This window comes from Pseudomonas sp. BNK-30 (assembly GCF_047456185.1).
GTDB classification, from domain to species: Bacteria; Pseudomonadota; Gammaproteobacteria; order Pseudomonadales; family Pseudomonadaceae; genus Aquipseudomonas; species Aquipseudomonas putida_E.
In genome coordinates this window covers 3,263,783-3,282,572 of the sequence record NZ_CP179904.1, presented here as the reverse complement: position 1 = coordinate 3,282,572, position 18,790 = coordinate 3,263,783, and the positions used below count along the sequence as shown (strand labels likewise).

Sequence of the window (18,790 nt, the reverse complement as noted above, 5' to 3'; positions counted from 1 at the left end):
CAAGGAGCTGAAAAGTGATTGATGCATTCGTCCGTATCGGGCCTTTGATGGACCCGGCCAGTTACCCCCAATGGGCCCAGCAACTGATCGAAGATTGCCGCCCGGGCAAGCGTCGGGTGGTGGAGCATGAGTTCTACCAGCGCCTGCGCGATGGCCAGCTGCGCCAAGCCACCATACGCCAGTACCTGATCGGTGGCTGGCCGGTGGTCGAGCAGTTTTCGTTGTACATGGCCCACAACCTGACCAAGACCCGCTATGCCCGCCACCCGGGCGAAGACATGGCGCGGCGCTGGCTGATGCGCAATATCCGCGTGGAGCTCCACCATGCCGATTACTGGGTGCACTGGTGCCATGCCCATGGCATTCACCTGCACGAGCTGCAGTCCCAGGAAGTGCCCGCCGAGCTCAATGGGCTAAACGACTGGTGCTGGCGAGTGTGTACCACCGAGTCGCTGGCCATTGCCATGGCGGCTACCAACTATGCCATTGAAGGGGCGACGGGTGAGTGGTCGGCGGTGGTCTGTGCTGAAGACACCTACGCCATGGGCTTCCCGGAGGACCAGCGCAAGCGCGCCATGAAGTGGTTGAAGATGCATGCGCAGTATGACGATGCGCACCCATGGGAGGCGTTGGAGATCATCTGTACCCTGGCTGGCGAAAACCCGACCTTGGGGTTGCGCAATGAGCTGCGCAAGGCGATCTGCAAAAGTTATGACTGCATGTACCTGTTCCTGGAACGGTGCATGCAGCTGGAGGGCCGCCAGCAAGGGCGCATGCGCCCGACCTTGGCTGCGGGCTGAATGCTTGGGGCTGCTTTGCAGCCCTTTCGCGACACAAGGCCGCTCCTACAGATTTGATGCCGGATTCAACGGCACCGCTGTAGGAGCGGCCTTGTGTCGCGAAGGGCCGCAAAGCGGCCCCATCGGTTTCAAGCCCTACTGAGCGTTAAAGGCCTGCCCATTCACGCCGGTACTGTCCGGCCCCATCAGGCACAGGTACACCGGCATGATCTCTTCAGGCAGTGGATTGTTCTGCGGGTTCTCGCTCGGGTAGGCCTGGGCCCGCATCGCCGTACGGGTAGCCCCCGGGTTGATACCTACGCCATGGGCTTCCCGGAGGACCAGCGCAAGCGCGCCATGAAGTGGTTGAAGATGCATGCGCAGTATGACGATGCGCACCCGTGGGAGGCGCTGGAGATCATCTGTACCCTGGCTGGCGAAAACCCGACCCTGGGGTTGCGCAATGAGCTGCGCAAGGCGATCTGCAAAAGTTATGACTGCATGTACCTGTTCCTGGAACGGTGCATGCAGCTGGAAGGCCGCCAGCAAGGGCGCCTGCGCCCGACCTTGGCTGCGGGCTGAATGCCTGGGGCTGCTTTGCAGCCCTTTCGCGACACAAGGCCGCTCCTACAGATTTGATGCCGGATTCAACGGCACCGCTATCCTGTAGGAGCGGCCTTGTGTCGCGAAGGGCCGCAAAGCGGCCCCATCGGTTTCAAGCCCTACTGAGCGTTAAAGGCCTGCCCATTCACGCCGGTACTGTCCGGCCCCATCAGGTACAGGTACACCGGCATGATCTCTTCAGGCAGCGGGTTGTTCTGCGGGTTCTCGCTCGGGTAGGCCTGGGCCCGCATCGCCGTACGGGTAGCCCCCGGGTTGATACCTACGCCATGGGCTTCCCGGAGGGCCAGCGCAAGCGCGCCATGAAGTGGTTGAAGATGCATGCGCAGTATGACGATGCGCACCCGTGGGAGGCGCTGGAGATCATCTGTACGCTGGCTGGCGAAAACCCGACCTTGGGGTTGCGCAATGAGCTGCGCAAGGCGATCTGCAAAAGTTATGACTGCATGTACCTGTTCCTGGAACGGTGCATGCAGCTGGAGGGCCGCCAGCAAGGGCGCATGCGCCCGACCTTGGCTGCGGGCTGAATGCTTGGGGCTGCTTTGCAGCCCTTTCGCGACACAAGGCCGCTCCTACAGATTTGATGCCGGATTCAACGGCACCGCTGTAGGAGCGGCCTTGTGTCGCGAAGGGCCGCAAAGCGGCCCCATCGGTTTCAAGCCCTACTGAGCGTTAAAGGCCTGCCCATTCACGCCGGTACTGTCCGGCCCCATCAGGTACAGGTACACCGGCATGATCTCTTCAGGCAGCGGGTTGTTCTGCGGGTTCTCGCTCGGGTAGGCCTGGGCCCGCATCGCCGTACGGGTAGCCCCCGGGTTGATGCTGTTGGAACGCACCGGTGCCACACCTTCCAGTTCGTCTGCCAAAGTCTGCATCAGGCCTTCGGTAGCGAATTTGGACACGCCATAAGCGCCCCAGTAAGCCCGCCCCTTGCGCCCGACGCTGCTGGAGGTGAACACCACCGAGGCGTCCTCCGACAGCTTGAGCAGCGGCAGCAGGGTGCTGGTGAGCATGAACGTGGCATCGACGTTGATGTGCATCACCCGCATGAAGTTGTCGCCCGAGAGCTGCTCCAGCGGCGTGCGCGGGCCGATGATCGAGGCATTGTTGAGCAGCCCGTCCAGGCGGCCGAACTGTTCCTCGACCATCACCGCCAGTTCGTCGTACTGGTGGGGCAGGGCGGTTTCCAGGTTGAACGGGATCACCACCGGCTGCGGGTGGCCGGCGGCCTCGATTTCATCGTAGACCTCGTTCAGGTTGGCTTCGGTCTTGCCCAGCAGCAGCACAGTGGCGCCCAAGGCGGCATAAGCCTTGGCGGCCGCTGCACCGATGCCACGGCCAGCGCCGGTGACCATGATTACGCGGCCCTTGAGCAGGTCGGGGCGGGCGGTATAGTCGAACATGCGTTTGTCCTTGAGTTGAAGCTTGCAGCTTGCCGCTAAAAGATCAGCACCCGCACAGGGCGCTGTCGAGCACCTTGCGCAGTTCCAGCGGGTGGTCCACCACCACGTCGGCGCCCCAGTTGTTCGGGTTGTCTTCTGGGTGAATATAGCCGTAGCGAACGGCCGCCGTGCGCGTGCCGGCATCGCGGCCAGACTCGATGTCGCGCAGGTCGTCGCCGACGAACAGCACGCTGGCCGGGTCCAGGTTCAAGGTCTTGCAGGCCAGGATCAGCGGCTCCGGGTCGGGCTTGCTGTTTTTCACGTGATCCGGGCAAATCAGCAGTGCAGAACGCTCGGCCAGGCCAAGGCGCTGCATGATCGGCTCGGCGAAGCGGACCGGCTTGTTGGTCACCACGCCCCACAGCAGGTTGCCCCGCTCGATATCGGCCAGCAGTTCGCCCATGCCGTCGAACAGCTTGCTGTGCACCGCGCAGTCACGCTGGTAGCGCTCGAGGAACTCCAGGCGCAGGGCCTCGAAACCTTCATCCTGCGGGCTCATGGCGAAGGTCGCGGCGACCATCGCCCGCGCGCCGCCGGAAATCACATCGCGGATCAGCTTGTCGTCGATGGCCGGCAGGCCGCGCTCGGCGAGCATGGCCTGGCAAATGGCGATGAAGTCCGGCGCCGTGTCGAGCAGGGTGCCGTCCATGTCAAAAAGTACCGCTCGCAAACGCATGCTCATTCCTCGCGCAGGGTCTGGATCATGTAGTTGACGTCCACATCGCTGCTGAGCTTGTAGTGCTTGGTCAGCGGGTTGTAGGTCAGGCCGATGATGTCCTTGACCTCAAGGCCGGCCACGCGGCTCCAGGCACCCAGCTCGGAAGGGCGGATGAACTTCTTGAAGTCGTGGGTACCGCGCGGCAGCATCTTGAGGATGTATTCGGCGCCGATGATGGCCAGCAGGTAGGCCTTGGGGTTGCGGTTGATGGTCGAGAAGAACACCTGGCCACCCGGCTTGACCATGCGGTAGCAGGCGCGGATGACCGAGGACGGGTCGGGCACGTGCTCGAGCATTTCAAGGCAGGTGACCACATCGAACTGCTCGGGCATCTCTTCAGCCAGGGCCTCGGCGGTGATTTGCCGGTACTCCACCTCCACGCCCGACTCCAGCTGGTGCAGCTGGGCCACGGCCAGGGGCGCTTCGCCCATGTCGATGCCGGTGACGGTGGCGCCGCGCAGGGCCATGGCTTCGCTGAGGATGCCGCCGCCGCAGCCGACGTCCAGCACCTTCTTGCCAGCCAGGCTGACGCGCTCGTCGATCCAGTTGACGCGCAGCGGATTGATGTCGTGCAGCGGCTTGAACTCGCTCTCGCGGTCCCACCAGCGGTGCGCCAAGGCTTCAAACTTGGCGATTTCGGCGTGGTCGACGTTGCTCATTGAACAGTCCTCTGAAACTTCTACGAATTGCGCCGGAGTATACCCGAGCGCCCAAGGCTGTTGGTCGCTATAATCGTCCGCTTTTGATATGCGAAAGTCAGGGAGAGGTGATGCGCGAGCGACTTATGGCGGCGGAGAAGGTGACCGGTATCCGGTGGCACCACGGCGCCTTGCACCTGCTCGACCAGCGCCTGCTGCCTTCGCAAGAACGCTGGCTGGCCTGCGACAATGTCGCGCAGGTGGCGGCGGCGATCCGCGACATGGCTGTGCGGGGTGCGGCGGCCATCGGCATTGCTGCCGCCTATGGCCTGGTGCTGGCCCTGGAAGAGCGCTTGGCCGAGGGCGGCGACTGGGAAATGGACCTGGAGGAGGATTTCCTCAGCCTGGCCGAGGCGCGGCCTACCGCCGCCAACCTGTTCTGGGCGCTCAACCGCATGCGTGAGCGCCTGCAGCGCCTGCGCCCAGGCGAGGATGTGCTGGCCGCGCTGGAGGCCGAGGCCGTGGCCATTCACGAAAGCGACCGTGAGGCCAACCTGACCATGGCCCAGCAGGGCATCGAGCTGATCCGCCGCCACCAGGGCAGCGAGCAGGCCCTGCTGACCTACGGCAACGCCGGTGCCCTGGCCAGTGGCGGTTTCGGTACGGCGTTGGGGGTGATCCGCGCAGGCTTTCTCGAAGGCATGGTCGAGCGCGTCTATGCCGGCGAAACCCGGCCCTGGCTGCAGGGTTCGCGCCTGACCGCCTGGGAGCTGGCCAATGAAGGCATTCCGGTGACCCTTTGCGCCGATTCGGCGCTGGCCCACCTGATGAAAAGCAAGGGCATCACCTGGGTGGTGGTCGGCGCTGATTGCATTGCCGCCAACGGCGACGTGGCGAGCAAGATCGGCACCTACCAGCTGGCGGTGAGCGCCATGCACCATGGTGTGCGGTTCATGGTGGTGGCGCCCAGCACCAGCATCGACCTCAACCTGGCCACAGGTGAAGACATCCCGCTGGAAGAACGTGATGCCGACGAATTGCTGGATTACGCCGGCACCCGCGTGGCACCGCAGGTGGAGGTGTTCAATCCGGTGTTCGACGTGACCCCGGCTGACCTGATCGATGTGATCGTGACTGAGAAGGGCGTCGTTGAACGGCCGGATACCGCCAAATTGGCACAATTGATGTGCCGCAAACGCCTGCATTGACCGTTTGGGGTGGGGTGGGAGAGGGAGTGTGTGAGGCCGAGCGCCGGTAATCCGGCATCAGCGCCAATCACGTCAACAATTCCCACAAAACCCCCTTCCACCCCCTGCGCCATATCTCCCCACCGCTACTGCCTTTGTGATAACATCCGGCAGTTTCCAAGACCGCCCATGACGGCGGCCTTCATTGCGCAGATCCATGGCACAACTCATTGATTTGTCGTAAGTCGTCGCACCCTTATGCGCTGCGGCGGCGAGCTTCGTTCGGCCCTTGATGGAGCTGCGAAGTTTCACCAGAAAAAGGAATCAGGCTTCTCATGGGCGAACTGGCCAAAGAAATCCTCCCGGTCAATATCGAAGACGAACTGAGACAGTCTTACCTCGACTACGCGATGAGCGTGATTGTCGGGCGAGCGCTGCCCGATGCACGTGACGGCTTGAAGCCCGTGCATCGTCGCGTTCTCTTTGCGATGAGCGAACTGGGCAACGACTGGAACAAGCCGTACAAGAAATCCGCCCGTGTGGTCGGTGACGTGATCGGTAAGTACCACCCGCACGGCGACACTGCGGTCTACGACACCATCGTGCGTATGGCCCAGCCATTCTCGCTGCGCTACCTGCTGGTCGACGGCCAGGGCAACTTCGGTTCGGTCGACGGCGACAACGCCGCAGCGATGCGATACACCGAAGTGCGCATGGCCAAGCTGGCCCACGAGCTGCTGGCCGACCTGCACAAGGAAACCGTCGACTGGGTGCCCAACTACGACGGCACCGAGCAGATCCCGGCGGTCATGCCCACCCGCATCCCCAACCTGCTGGTCAACGGTTCCAGCGGTATCGCCGTGGGCATGGCGACCAACATTCCGCCGCACAACCTCGGTGAAGTCATCGACGGCTGCCTGGCGCTGATCGACAACCCGGAAGTCACCGTCGACGAGCTGATGCAGTTCATCCCCGGCCCCGACTTCCCGACTGCCGGCATCATCAACGGCCGCCAGGGCATCATCGAGGCGTACCGTACCGGCCGTGGCCGCATCTACATGCGTGCGCGCTCCGAGATCGAAGACATCGACAAGGTCGGTGGCCGCCAGCAGATCGTCGTCACCGAGCTGCCGTACCAGCTGAACAAGGCGCGCCTGATCGAGAAGATCGCCGAGCTGGTCAAAGACAAGAAGATCGAAGGCATCACCGAGCTGCGCGACGAGTCCGACAAGGACGGCATGCGCATCGTCATCGAGCTGCGCCGCGGCGAGGTGCCGGAGGTGGTGCTCAACAACCTCTATCAGCAAACCCAGCTGCAGAGCGTGTTCGGCATCAACGTGGTGGCACTGATCGACGGCCGCCCGCGCGTGCTCAACCTCAAGGACCTGCTCGAAGCGTTCGTCCGCCACCGCCGTGAAGTGGTCACGCGCCGTACCGTGTTCGAGCTGCGCAAGGCCCGTGAACGTGGCCATATCCTTGAAGGCCAGGCGGTCGCGCTGTCCAACATCGACCCAGTCATCGCACTGATCAAAGCCTCGCCGACGCCGTCCGAAGCCCGGGAAGCGCTGATTGCCACTGCCTGGGAATCCAGTGCCGTGCAGGTCATGGTCGAGCGCGCCGGCGCCGATTCCTGCCGCCCTGAAGACCTGCCCGAGCAATACGGCCTGCGCGATGGCAAGTACTACCTGTCGCCGGAACAGGCCCAGGCGATCCTCGACCTGCGCCTGCACCGCCTGACCGGCCTGGAGCACGAGAAGCTGCTGGCCGAGTACCAGGAAATCCTCGAGCAGATCGGCGAACTGATCCGCATCCTCAGCAGCGCCGAGCGCCTGATGGAAGTGATCCGCGAAGAACTCGAAGCGATCCGCGCCGAATACGGCGATGCGCGCCGCACCGAGATTCTCAACGCCAGCCACGACCTCAACTACGGCGACATGATCCCGGAAGAAGAGCGCGTGGTGACCATCTCCCACGGTGGCTATGCCAAGACCCAGCCGTTGTCCGCTTACCAGGCACAGCGCCGTGGCGGCAAAGGCAAGTCGGCGACCGGCGTGAAGGACGAGGACTACATCGAGCACCTGCTGGTCGCCAACAGCCACGCCACCCTGTTGCTGTTCTCCAGCAAGGGCAAGGTGTACTGGAAGAAGACCTACGAGATCCCTGAGGCATCCCGCGCCGCGCGTGGCCGCCCGCTGGTCAACCTGCTGCCGCTGGAGGAGGGTGAGCGCATCACCGCCATGCTGCAGATCGACCTCGAGGCCCTGCAGCAGAGCGCCGACCCGGATGAAGAGCTGGAAGACGGCGACGAGGGCGTGATCGAAGGCGAAGTGGTCGAGGCTGAAGAAATCGACGAAGAAGAGGGCGACACCCCTGAGTGGGTGGCCGAGCCGACTGGCGCGTACATCTTCATGGCCACCGCTTCCGGTACCGTCAAGAAAACCCCGCTGGTGCAGTTCGCCCGTCCGCGCTCCAATGGCCTGATCGCCCTGAAGCTGAAGGAAGGCGACACCCTGATTGCTGCGGCAATCACCGACGGCGCCAAGGAAGTCATGATGTTCTCCGACGCCGGCAAGGTGATCCGCTTCGCCGAGAGCGTGGTGCGTGAAATGGGCCGTACCGCCCGTGGTGTGCGTGGCATGAAGCTGGGCAAGGGGCAGCAGATCATCTCGATGCTGATCCCGGAGTCTGGTGCGCAGATCCTTACCGCGTCCGAGCGTGGCTTCGGCAAGCGTACCCCGCTGTCCAAGTTCCCGCGCCGCGGCCGTGGTGGCCAGGGCGTGATCGCCATGGGTACCAAGGGGCGCAATGGCCTGCTGATCGGTGCTATCCAGGTGCAGGAAGGTGAAGAGATCATGCTGATCTCCGACCAGGGCACGCTGGTGCGCACACGGGTTGGCGAAGTTTCCAGCTTGAGCCGTAACACTCAGGGCGTGACCTTGATCAAGCTGGCTACAGACGAAACGCTGGTAGGCCTGGAGCGTATCCAGGAACCTTCCGAGGAAGAGCTCGACGAACTGGTCGGGGCGGACGAGGAGGGCGTGGAGCTCGATGCGCCGGAAGCGGCGGACGATGACAATGCGGGCGCCGAAGAGGCACCGCAAGAGTAAGCAAGCGCAACAACCCGAACGGGGCGACCAAGGTCGCCCCGTTTGACTGATTACAGCAGGCAACAGCAGGACCTGCCTTTTTTTGGGGCGGCCTTGTGTCGTGAAAGGGTCGCCTGGCGGTCCCAGGGTTAAGCAGCGCAATAACTATCGCGGGGGCTGCTGCGCAGCCCTTTCGCGACACGAGGCCGCTCCTACAGGGGTGCGCGGCCTGCAACAAACGATTTTGTTCTATTTGGCAGAGCGAGAGTGGATGTGAGCAAACGAGCCTTTAACTTCTGCGCAGGCCCTGCCGCGCTTCCTGAAGCTGTCCTGCAGCGCGCCCAGGCCGAAATGCTGGACTGGCATGGCAAGGGCTTGTCGGTGATGGAAATGAGCCATCGCAGCGACGATTACGTGGCCATCGCCGAAAAGGCCGAGCAGGACCTGCGTGACCTGCTGTCCGTCCCCTCCAACTACAAAGTCCTGTTCCTGCAGGGCGGCGCCAGCCAGCAGTTCGCCGAAATCCCGCTGAACCTGCTGCCGGAGAACGGCACTGCCGACTACGTCGAAACCGGCATCTGGTCGAAAAAGGCCATTGAAGAAGCGCGCCGTTTCGGCAACGTCAACGTCGCCGCCAGCGCCAAGCCCTACGACTACCTGGCCATCCCTGGCCAGAACGAGTGGCAGCTGACCAAGAACGCAGCGTACGTCCACTATGCCTCCAACGAGACCATCGGCGGCCTGCAGTTCGACTGGGTGCCGCAAACCGGTGACGTTCCGCTGGTGGTCGACATGTCCTCCGACATCCTCTCGCGCCCGATCGACGTGTCGCAGTACGGCCTGATCTACGCCGGCGCGCAGAAGAACATCGGCCCGAGCGGCCTGGTGGTGGTCATCGTCCGTGAAGACCTGCTGGGCCACGCCCGCAGCAGCTGCCCGACCATGCTCGACTACAAGGTCTCGGCCGACAACGGTTCGATGTACAACACCCCGGCCACCTATTCCTGGTACCTCTCGGGCCTGGTCTTCGAGTGGCTCAAGGAGCAGGGTGGCGTCGACGCCATGGAACAGCGCAACCGCGCCAAGAAGGACCGCCTGTACGGGTTCATCGACGCCAGCGAGTTCTACACCAACCCCATCAGCCACAACGCCCGTTCGTGGATGAACGTGCCGTTCCGCCTGGCCGATGAGCGCCTGGACAAGGCCTTCCTGGCCGGCGCCGATGCCCGTGGCCTGCTCAACCTCAAGGGCCACCGCTCGGTGGGCGGCATGCGCGCTTCCATCTACAACGCCCTGGGCCTGGACGCTGTCGAGGCGCTGGTGGCCTACATGGCCGAATTCGAGAAGGAGCACGGCTGATGTCCGAACATGAGCTCAAGGCGCTGCGCGTACGCATCGATAGCCTCGACGAGAAAATCCTCGAGCTGATCAGCGACCGCGCCCGTTGCGCCCAGGAAGTGGCCAAGGTCAAGACCGCCTCGCTGGCCGAAGGCGAGCAGCCGGTGTTCTACCGCCCTGAGCGTGAAGCTGCCGTGCTCAAGCGCGTGATGGAGCGCAACAAGGGGCCGCTGGGCAACGAAGAGATGGCGCGGTTGTTCCGCGAAATCATGTCGTCGTGCCTGGCCCTGGAAGAGCCGCTGAAAATCGCCTACCTGGGGCCGGAAGGCACCTTCACCCAGGCCGCGGCCATGAAACACTTCGGCCACGCGGTGATCAGCCGCCCGATGGCTGCCATCGATGAAGTGTTCCGCGAAGTGGCGGCCGGCGCTGTCAATTTCGGCGTGGTGCCGGTGGAAAACTCCACCGAGGGTGCGGTCAGCCACACCCTGGACAGCTTCCTCGAGCACGACATGGTGATCTGTGGCGAAGTCGAGCTGCGCATTCACCATCACCTGCTGGTGGGCGAAAGCACCAAGACCGACAGCATCACCCGCATCTACTCGCATGCCCAGTCGCTGGCCCAGTGCCGCAAGTGGCTGGACGCGCACTACCCGAACGTGGAACGCGTGGCGGTGTCGAGCAATGCCGAGGCCGCCAAGCGGGTCAAGGGCGAGTGGAATTCGGCGGCGATCGCCGGCGACATGGCCGCCAACCTGTACGGGTTGACCCGCCTGGCCGAGAAGATCGAAGACCGCCCGGACAACTCCACGCGCTTCTTGATGATCGGCAACCAGGAAGTGCCGCCGACCGGTGACGACAAGACCTCGATCATCGTTTCGATGAGCAACAAGCCAGGTGCCCTGCACGAACTGCTGGTGCCGTTCCACGACAACGGCATCGACCTGACCCGCATCGAGACCCGCCCGTCGCGCAGTGGCAAGTGGACCTACGTGTTCTTCATCGACTTCGTAGGCCACCACCGCGACCCGCTGATCAAGGCCGTGCTGGAGAAGATCAGCCAAGAGGCTGTGGCGCTGAAGGTGCTGGGCTCGTATCCAAAGGCGGTGCTTTGATTCAAGGTTGTTGGGGGCGCTTTGCGCCCCATCGCGACGCAAGGCCGCTCCTACAGGCGTCTGCAATCCCTTGTAGGAGCGGCCTTGTGTCGCGATGGGCTGCAAAGCAGCCCCCTGCGGTCCCAAAGACTGTCGTGATTTCTGAACAGGGTTCGTACCAGTGGTAAATGCAGCAAAAAACAACCCCGCACCGCTCATCGGCCGCCTCGTCGTCGTAGGCCTGGGCCTGATCGGCGGCTCCTTCGCCAAAGGCCTGCGTGAAAGCGGCCTGTGCCGCGAAGTGGTCGGCGTCGACCTGGACGCCCCTTCGCGCAAGCAGGCCGTGGCCCTGGGTGTGGTCGACCGCTGCGAAGAAGACCTCGCCGCCGCCTGTGTCGGCGCCGACGTCATCCAGCTGGCGGTACCGATCCTGGCCATGGAAAAGCTCCTGGCGCGCCTGGCGCAACTGGACCTGGGCAGCGCCGTCATCACTGACGTCGGCAGCGCCAAAGGCAATGTGGTGCGTGCTGCGCGTGAGGTGTTCGGCGACCGCCTGCGCCACTTCGTGCCCGGCCACCCCATCGCCGGCTCCGAGCAGAGCGGGGTAGAGGCCTCCAACGCCACCCTGTTCCGCCGCCACAAGGTCATCCTCACGCCGCTGCCCGAAACCGACCCCGCCGCCCTGGCCCTGGTCGACCGCCTGTGGCGTGCGCTGGAGGCCGACGTGGAGCACATGCCAGTCGAGCGCCACGACGAAGTGCTGGCCGCCACCAGCCACCTGCCGCACCTGCTGGCCTTCGGCCTGGTCGATTCATTGGCCAAGCGCAATGAAAACCTTGAGATCTTCCGGTACGCTGCCGGTGGTTTCCGCGATTTCACCAGAATCGCCGGCAGCGATCCGACCATGTGGCATGACATCTTCCTCGCCAACCGCGAGGCTGTCCTGCGCACCCTGGACACTTTTCGCAGCGACCTCGACGCCTTGCGCGACGCGGTCGATGCAGGGGACGGGCACCAGTTGCTGGGTGTATTCACCCGCGCTCGGGTTGCCCGCGAGCATTTCAGTAAAATCTTGGCCCGCCGGGCCTATGTGGACGCTATGAACGCCAACGATCTGATTTTCCTGGCCCAACCGGGTGGCCGCCTGACCGGGCGAATCCGCGTACCGGGCGACAAGTCGATTTCCCACCGTTCGATCATGCTCGGCTCCCTGGCCGAAGGCACGACCGAAGTCGAAGGCTTCCTCGAAGGTGAGGACGCCCTGGCGACCCTTCAGGCTTTCCGTGACATGGGGGTGGTCATCGAAGGCCCGAACCACGGCCGCGTGACCATCCACGGTGTCGGCCTGCACGGCCTCAAGCCACCGCCCGGGCCGATCTACGTGGGCAACTCCGGCACCTCCATGCGCCTGCTCTCGGGCCTGCTGGCCGGCCAGTCGTTCGACGTGACCATGACCGGCGATGCCTCGCTGTCCAAGCGCCCGATGAACCGCGTGGCCAACCCGCTGCGCGAAATGGGCGCGGTGGTCGAAACCGGCCCGGACGGCCGCCCACCACTGACCATCCGTGGTGGCCACACACTCAAGGCGCTGACCTACACGCTGCCGATGGCCAGTGCCCAGGTCAAATCCTGCCTGCTGCTGGCTGGCCTGTACGCCAAAGGCAAAACCACTGTTACCGAGCCTGCGCCCACCCGTGACCACACCGAGCGCATGCTGCGCGGCTTCGGCTATGCGGTGGAGTCCAACGGCCCGGTTGCCTCGCTGCAGTCCGGCGGCAAGCTCACCGCCACCCGCATCGAAGTGCCCGCAGACATCTCCTCGGCTGCGTTCTTCCTGGTGGCAGCATCCATTGCCCAGGGCTCGGAGCTGGTACTCGAACATGTCGGCATCAACCCGACCCGCACCGGTGTCATCGACATCCTGCGCCTGATGGGCGGCGACATCACCCTGGAAAACCAGCGTGAAGTCGGCGGCGAACCAGTGGCCGACCTGCGTGTGCGCGGTGCCAAGCTCAAGGGTATCGATATCCCTGAGCACCTGGTGCCGCTGGCCATCGACGAATTCCCGGTGCTGTTCGTGGCCGCCGCCTGCGCCGAAGGGCGTACCGTGCTGCGTGGCGCCGAAGAGCTGCGGGTGAAAGAGTCCGACCGTATCCAGGTAATGGCCGACGGCCTGATCGCCCTGGGCGTGAAGTGCGAGCCGACCCCCGACGGCATCATCATCGACGGTGGCCAGATTGGCGGTGGCGAAGTGCATGGCCACGGCGACCACCGTATCGCCATGGCCTTCAGCGTTGCCTCGCTGCGCGCCAGCGCGCCAATCCGCATCCATGATTGCGCCAACGTCGCCACCTCGTTCCCCAACTTCCTCGCGCTGTGCGCCGAGGTGGGTATCCGCGTGGCAGAAGAGGGCAAGTCGTGAATCTGCAAGCGCCGGTCATCACCATCGATGGCCCGAGCGGCTCGGGCAAGGGCACCGTCGCAGGCCTGTTGGCGCGCGAACTGGGCTGGCGGCTGCTGGATTCCGGCGCGCTTTACCGCCTGCTGGCGTTCAACGCCAGCAACCACGGTGTCGACCTGACCAACGAAGAGCTGCTCAAGGCCCTGGCCGCCCATCTGGATGTGCAGTTCATCGCCGCCGAGCCGGGTAAGCTGCAACAGATCATTCTCGAAGGTGAGGACGTCAGCAATGTCATCCGCACCGAGACGGTCGGTGCCGGGGCGTCCATGGTGGCGTCCCTGCCGGCAGTGCGCGAAGCCCTGCTGCAGCGCCAGCGCGCCTTCCGCGAAGCGCCGGGCCTGATCGCCGATGGCCGCGACATGGGTACCGTGGTGTTCCCGGACGCGCCGCTGAAGGTGTTTTTGACCGCCAGTGCCGAGGAGCGTGCCCGTCGCCGCTACCTGCAGTTGAAGGGCAAAGGCGAAGATGTTAGTCTGTCGAGTCTGCTAGATGAGATTCGTGCGCGCGATGAGCGCGACACCCAGCGCGCAGTGGCCCCGCTCAAGCCGGCGGCCGATGCCATTCAGCTGGACTCCACGGAGCTGTCCATCGAGCAGGTGCTGCACCGTATCAGGAGCGAGCTCGCCCAGCGCGACTTGGTCTGATCGTCAGGAAAGCAGGCAGGGGCACCAGTCAACGTCCTGCCCGCTTTCCTTTACTTAACGAAACCCACATTGTCTGGAGTGTGGCGATGGGCGTCTGTTTCGCCCGAATCTACAGGAATTAAAATGAGCGAAAGCTTTGCAGAACTCTTTGAAGAAAGCCTGAAAACCCTCAATCTTCAGCCGGGTGCGATCATCTCCGGTATCGTTGTCGACATCGACGGCGACTGGGTTACCGTACACGCTGGCCTGAAGTCCGAGGGCGTCATCCCGCTCGAGCAGTTCTACAACGAAGCTGGCGAGCTGACCATCAAGGTCGGTGACGAAGTTCACGTTGCGCTGGACGCGGTCGAAGACGGCTTTGGCGAAACCAAACTGTCCCGTGAAAAAGCCAAGCGCGCCGAGTGCTGGATTGTTCTGGAAGCAGCTTTCGCCGCCGAAGAAGTGGTCAAGGGCGTTATCAACGGTAAGGTTAAGGGCGGCTTCACTGTCGACGTTAACGGCATCCGTGCGTTCCTGCCGGGCTCCCTGGTTGATGTCCGCCCTGTGCGCGACACCACCCACCTGGAAGGCAAAGAGCTGGAATTCAAGGTCATCAAGCTGGACCAGAAGCGCAACAACGTTGTCGTTTCCCGTCGCAGCGTGCTGGAAGCCGAGAACTCCGCCGAGCGCGAAGCCCTGCTGGAAACCCTGCAGGAAGGCCAGCAAGTCAAAGGTATCGTCAAGAACCTCACCGACTACGGCGCATTCGTGGACCTGGGCGGCATCGACGGCCTGCTGCACATCACCGACATGGCCTGGAAGCGCATCAAGCATCCTTCCGAAATCGTTAACGTTGGCGACGAAGTCGACGTACGCGTTCTGAAGTTCGACCGTGAGCGCAACCGCGTTTCGCTGGGTCTGAAGCAGATGGGCGAAGATCCGTGGGTTGCTATCACTGCGCGTTACCCAGAAGGTACCCGCGTACAGGCTCGCGTTACCAACCTGACCGACTACGGCTGCTTCGCTGAGCTGGAAGAAGGCGTTGAAGGCCTGGTACACGTTTCCGAAATGGACTGGACCAACAAGAACATCCACCCGTCGAAAGTCGTTCAGGTTGGCGACGAAGTGGAAGTCATGGTTCTGGACATCGACGAAGAGCGTCGTCGTATCTCCCTGGGCATCAAGCAGTGCAAGTCCAACCCATGGGAAGACTTCTCCGGCCAGTTCAACAAGGGTGACAAGATCACCGGTACCATCAAGTCGATCACCGACTTCGGTATCTTCATCGGCCTGGACGGCGGCATCGACGGCCTGGTTCACCTGTCCGACATCTCCTGGAACGAAACCGGCGAAGAAGCCGTACGTCGTTTCAAGAAGGGCGACGAGCTGGAAACCGTCATCCTGTCGGTTGACCCAGAGCGCGAGCGCATCTCCCTGGGCATCAAGCAGCTGGAAGACGATCCGTTCTCCAACTTCGTTGCTGTCAACGACAAGGGCGCTATCGTCAAGGGCATCGTGAAAGAAGTTGACGCCAAAGGCGCCATCGTCACCCTGGCCGACGACATCGAAGCCACTCTGAAAGCTTCCGAAATCAGCCGTGACCGCGTTGAAGACGCGCGTAACGTTCTGAAGGAAGGCGAAGAGATCGAAGCCAAGATCATCAGCGTTGACCGCAAGTCGCGCGTGATCAGCCTGTCGATCAAGTCGAAAGACGACGCTGAAGAGCGTGAAGCCATCCAGAGCCTGAAAAACGCTCCGGAAGCGGCTGCCGATACCACCATGGCTGCGCTGCTGCGCGAAGCAATGGCCAAGCAGAACTAAGTTCTGTTTGATCGGTGTAAAAAAGGGTGGCCTTCGGGCCACCCTTTTTATGCCCAAAATCTCCCCAAGCCTAACGCTATCCCCTGTAGGAGCCGGCTTGCCGGCGATGGCCTGCAGCGCAGGCCCAACCGCGTCTAAACCGCCGCGCAAAGCATCGCCAATGCATAACCAAGCTCTTTACGGCCAGCATAAAAAAGCCTGCCCTCCAGGCCACCCTTTCTCCCTCCAAAAAATTACCCCAGCCAAACGCGATCCCCGGCGGATCAACTGTCTCACCAATTTCTAAAAGTTAACGCAGCTCCTTGTCAGAGCCACTGTCTTGCTCAACTTCTAAAAGCTGGCACGATCCCTGTGGGAGCCGGCTTGCCGGCGATGGCCTGCAAAGCAGGCCCAACCGAGTCTGCACCTGCGCGCAAAGCATTGGCCAATCCATAGCCAAGCTCTGTATACCCAGCATAAAAAAGCCTACCCTCCAGCCCACCCTTTCCAACCCCAAAAATCCCCCCAGCCTAACGCCATCCCCTGTAGAACCCGGCTCGCCCACGATCCCCCACAAAGCTCCCCCAGCCTTATTTCCCAACACTCCATTCTTGAATTTTTTTATTAAGTCAAGAACCACCCTGTTCAAATCCCTCCGAGCGTGCTACAAACTGATTAAGCAATGATCTAGCTGCTTGATAACGAAGGGAAAAATATGACGAAGTCGGAGCTGATCGAACGTATTGTCACCCATCAAGGGCTGCTCTCGTCCAAGGATGTGGAGCTGGCCATCAAGACCATGCTTGAACAGATGTCCCAATGCCTGGCCACCGGAGATCGCATCGAGATCCGCGGCTTTGGCAGCTTCTCTTTGCACTATCGCGCTCCACGCGTAGGTCGCAACCCCAAGACCGGCCAGTCGGTCGAACTGGAAGGCAAGTTCGTTCCGCACTTCAAGCCCGGCAAAGAGCTGCGTGATCGCGTCAATGAAGAAGAGCACGAGCACCCCTGACCGATGAAGGAGCCAGTCTGATGCGTAACCTCAAGCGCGCCCTGGCGGCGTTGTTCGTGCTGCTGCTGGCGGCGGTGGTGCTGTTCTTCGTGCTGGAGAACCAGCAGGCCGTGGCGCTCGTGCTGTTCGGCTGGTCGGCGCCCGAGTTGCCGGTTGCGGTACCGGTGCTGGCGGCCCTGGTAGTAGGCCTGGCGATTGGCCCGCTGTTGGGCGCCTACGGCGTACAGCGCAGCAAACGCAAGATTCGCGCCTCGGCCAGGCAGGCAGCGCTGGAAGGTAAGTGATGAATAATCCTACTTCCATTTAGGAATCCCTCACCTGTGCATGCGCCTTTGGAAATGAAGTAATACCTGCTTCATTTTTCCTGCCCAGGCGAGCGTGCAGCAGTATGGAATATCCCATCCTTTCCCATCACGGTGGCACCCGCGGTGTAACCGGTTCTTGTCACCAGCTTCACCTTGATGAAGCGCAAAGCCTGTTGGTCGATTGTGGTCTGGAGCAAGGTGCAGATGCTGCACCAGATGCCGAACTCGCACCGATCGGTTTCGATATCGGCGGTATCCAGGCGCTGATCATTACCCATGTCCACCTCGACCATGTCGGCCGCATCCCCGCCTTGCTAGCTGCGGGTTTTCGTGGGCCAATCCTGTGCAGCGAACCCTCGGCGAAGCTGCTGCCCCTGGTGCTCGAGGATGCCTACAAGCTCGGTATCAGCTCGGACCCGGTTCAGGTAGACCGCTACCTCGCCTTGTTGCAGCGGCTGGTGGTCGCCCTACCTTTCGAACAGTGGCACACCGTGGTCGAAAGCCGGGGCGTGGCCTGTTCCGTGCGCCTTCAGCGTGCCGGGCACCTGCTTGGTTCAGCCTATGTTGAATGCGATGTGCGCTACCCGGGCGTAGAGCCCAGCACGCGGGTGGTGTTCTCGGGCGACCTTGGCGCCCCTTGCAATCCGTTATTGCGCGCCGTTCAGCCGCCAGAACGCGCGGACGTTCTGGTGCTGGAGAGCACCTATGGCGACAGGCTGCATGCGCCCCGCGACGACAGGCAGCAGCGGCTGGAGGCGGTTATCGACCGCGCGCTGGCGGACAACGGCACCATCCTCATTCCCGCTTTCAGCTTGGGGCGTACCCAAGAGCTGCTGTATGAGATCGAGGACATCCTCCATCGCAAGTCCCTGCTCAGCCAAGGCAAGGTGGACGAGGCGAGCGCGCCAGAGCTGGGGGTGAACTGGTCCCGCTTACCCATCATTCTCGATTCGCCACTGGCGCAGCGCATAACCAAGGCCTATTCGGAGTTGCACGCATACTGGAATGCCGAAGCCAGGCAGCGGCTCGGGGAGGGCAGGGACCCGCTCGGCTTCGGTCAGCTGCTGTGCGTTGATACCCATGCCAAGCATCAGCAGGTGGTCAACTACCTCAAGAGCACGGGGCGGCCAGCCATTGTCATTGCCGGCAATGGCATGTGTTCCGGCGGGCGGATCGTCAACTACCTCAAGGCGATGCTTGGTGATCCGCGGCACGAGGTGGTGTTTGTGGGGTATCAGGCCAAGGGCACGCCGGGGGCGGTGCTTCAGGCCAGTGAGGGGGCAGAAGGGTTTGTGAAAATCGATCTGGATGGAAGGACGTATGAAATCAGAGCGAAAGTCGCCACCATGGGGGGGTACTCCAGTCATGCTGATCAAGCTGCTTTAGTCGCTTTTGCACTGGGCAAGGAGGTAGGTGTCAAGCGAGTAGTGCTTGTACATGGTGAGCAAAAAGCCAAGGTAGCTTTAAGTGAAGCTTTACAGCGCGAGTGGATGAGTCAAGGTGCGTGCGTTGAGGTGACGATTCCGTGATTTATGGTAACGCAGGCCATGCTAAATCTAGGGGGGCCTCTACTCGAATTAGCTCTTTAGCTGTAGTGTGTGGTCTAGGGATGGGTCGGGCAGATGCCGGCGGTGGCGGCGTCTCACCAGTTTGACGTTAGTCGGCTTCACTGATGCTATTGGTCAG

14 protein-coding genes and 4 pseudogenes are annotated in these 18,790 nt (G+C 62.5%); 13 read left to right on the top strand and 5 right to left on the bottom strand.

Annotated elements, in window-relative coordinates; all coding sequences use genetic code 11:
• Positions 1 to 14: 14 nt before the first annotated feature.
• A complete protein-coding gene (locus ACMGGN_RS15275) occupies positions 15 to 800 on the top strand; it encodes a TenA family transcriptional regulator (protein WP_046787384.1) in 786 nt (261 codons plus the stop codon).
• Between the two features lie 135 nt (positions 801 to 935).
• Here the strand turns inward: ACMGGN_RS15275 and ACMGGN_RS15270 are convergent.
• Positions 936 to 1,094, bottom strand: a pseudogene (locus tag ACMGGN_RS15270) (YciK family oxidoreductase); the annotation flags it as partial.
• 3 nt (positions 1,095 to 1,097) lie between these two features.
• Between ACMGGN_RS15270 and ACMGGN_RS15265 the strand changes: the two are divergent.
• A pseudogene (locus ACMGGN_RS15265) lies at positions 1,098 to 1,361 on the top strand (TenA family transcriptional regulator); the annotation flags it as partial.
• A gap of 140 nt (positions 1,362 to 1,501) precedes the next feature.
• Here ACMGGN_RS15265 and ACMGGN_RS15260 read toward each other — a convergent pair.
• Positions 1,502 to 1,660 (bottom strand): annotated as a pseudogene (locus ACMGGN_RS15260) (YciK family oxidoreductase); the annotation flags it as partial.
• 3 nt (positions 1,661 to 1,663) lie between these two features.
• On the opposite strand from ACMGGN_RS15260, the pseudogene ACMGGN_RS15255 reads away from it, so the two are divergent.
• A pseudogene (locus ACMGGN_RS15255) lies at positions 1,664 to 1,927 on the top strand (TenA family transcriptional regulator); the annotation flags it as partial.
• Between the two features lie 135 nt (positions 1,928 to 2,062).
• On the opposite strand, the gene ACMGGN_RS15250 reads toward ACMGGN_RS15255, so the two are convergent.
• Genes ACMGGN_RS15250 through ubiG form a run of 3 tightly spaced genes read right to left on the bottom strand, consistent with a single transcriptional unit; the run spans position 2,063 to position 4,219 of the window.
• The gene (locus tag ACMGGN_RS15250) at positions 2,063 to 2,803 is read right to left on the bottom strand and encodes a YciK family oxidoreductase (protein ID WP_046787383.1); all 741 of its coding nucleotides are present in this window, start codon (positions 2,801 to 2,803) and stop codon (positions 2,063 to 2,065) included.
• 43 nt (positions 2,804 to 2,846) lie between these two features.
• Positions 2,847 to 3,518 carry an N-acetylmuramic acid 6-phosphate phosphatase MupP gene (mupP, locus tag ACMGGN_RS15245; RefSeq protein ID WP_012313283.1) on the bottom strand — a complete coding sequence of 224 codons (672 nt, stop codon included), beginning with the start codon at positions 3,516 to 3,518 and terminating at the stop codon, positions 2,847 to 2,849.
• A 2-nt stretch (positions 3,519 to 3,520) separates the two neighbouring features.
• Complete coding sequence (ubiG, locus tag ACMGGN_RS15240; RefSeq protein ID WP_046787382.1) at positions 3,521 to 4,219, bottom strand: bifunctional 2-polyprenyl-6-hydroxyphenol methylase/3-demethylubiquinol 3-O-methyltransferase UbiG; 699 nt, start codon at positions 4,217 to 4,219, stop codon at positions 3,521 to 3,523.
• Positions 4,220 to 4,329: 110 nt separating this feature from the next.
• Between ubiG and mtnA the strand changes: the two genes are divergently transcribed.
• From mtnA to ACMGGN_RS15190, 10 genes are all read left to right on the top strand, one after another.
• The gene (gene mtnA / locus ACMGGN_RS15235) at positions 4,330 to 5,406 is read left to right on the top strand and encodes an S-methyl-5-thioribose-1-phosphate isomerase (RefSeq protein ID WP_039602966.1); all 1,077 of its coding nucleotides are present in this window, start codon (positions 4,330 to 4,332) and stop codon (positions 5,404 to 5,406) included.
• Between the two features lie 314 nt (positions 5,407 to 5,720).
• Entirely contained in the window at positions 5,721 to 8,492 is a 2,772-nt protein-coding gene (gyrA, locus tag ACMGGN_RS15230) for a DNA gyrase subunit A (protein WP_414156077.1), read from the top strand.
• Positions 8,493 to 8,744: 252 nt separating this feature from the next.
• The gene (gene serC / locus ACMGGN_RS15225; protein ID WP_039604670.1) at positions 8,745 to 9,830 is read left to right on the top strand and encodes a 3-phosphoserine/phosphohydroxythreonine transaminase; all 1,086 of its coding nucleotides are present in this window, start codon (positions 8,745 to 8,747) and stop codon (positions 9,828 to 9,830) included.
• A complete protein-coding gene (gene pheA / locus ACMGGN_RS15220; RefSeq protein ID WP_039604669.1) occupies positions 9,830 to 10,924 on the top strand; it encodes a prephenate dehydratase in 1,095 nt (364 codons plus the stop codon). The genes serC and pheA overlap by 1 nt, the downstream gene beginning before the upstream one ends.
• Before the next feature lie 160 nt (positions 10,925 to 11,084).
• On the top strand, positions 11,085 to 13,325 hold the full coding sequence (locus tag ACMGGN_RS15215; RefSeq protein WP_414156076.1) for a bifunctional prephenate dehydrogenase/3-phosphoshikimate 1-carboxyvinyltransferase: 2,241 nt from the start codon (positions 11,085 to 11,087) through the stop codon (positions 13,323 to 13,325).
• Positions 13,322 to 14,008: a (d)CMP kinase gene (cmk, locus tag ACMGGN_RS15210; RefSeq protein ID WP_046787379.1), complete on the top strand. Its 687-nt coding sequence runs from the start codon at positions 13,322 to 13,324 to the stop codon at positions 14,006 to 14,008. The genes ACMGGN_RS15215 and cmk overlap by 4 nt, the downstream gene beginning before the upstream one ends.
• A 123-nt stretch (positions 14,009 to 14,131) precedes the next feature.
• On the top strand, positions 14,132 to 15,808 hold the full coding sequence (gene rpsA / locus ACMGGN_RS15205) for a 30S ribosomal protein S1 (RefSeq protein WP_012313291.1): 1,677 nt from the start codon (positions 14,132 to 14,134) through the stop codon (positions 15,806 to 15,808).
• Between the two features lie 694 nt (positions 15,809 to 16,502).
• Positions 16,503 to 16,799 (top strand): integration host factor subunit beta, encoded by a 297-nt coding sequence (ihfB, locus tag ACMGGN_RS15200; RefSeq protein WP_012313292.1) that lies wholly within the window; start codon positions 16,503 to 16,505, stop codon positions 16,797 to 16,799.
• 20 nt (positions 16,800 to 16,819) lie between these two features.
• Positions 16,820 to 17,083, top strand: coding sequence for a lipopolysaccharide assembly protein LapA domain-containing protein (locus tag ACMGGN_RS15195; protein ID WP_039601301.1), 264 nt, complete (start codon positions 16,820 to 16,822; stop codon positions 17,081 to 17,083).
• A 104-nt stretch (positions 17,084 to 17,187) separates the two neighbouring features.
• On the top strand, positions 17,188 to 18,633 hold the full coding sequence (locus tag ACMGGN_RS15190; RefSeq protein WP_414156075.1) for an MBL fold metallo-hydrolase: 1,446 nt from the start codon (positions 17,188 to 17,190) through the stop codon (positions 18,631 to 18,633).
• The last annotated feature ends 157 nt before the right edge of the window (positions 18,634 to 18,790 follow it).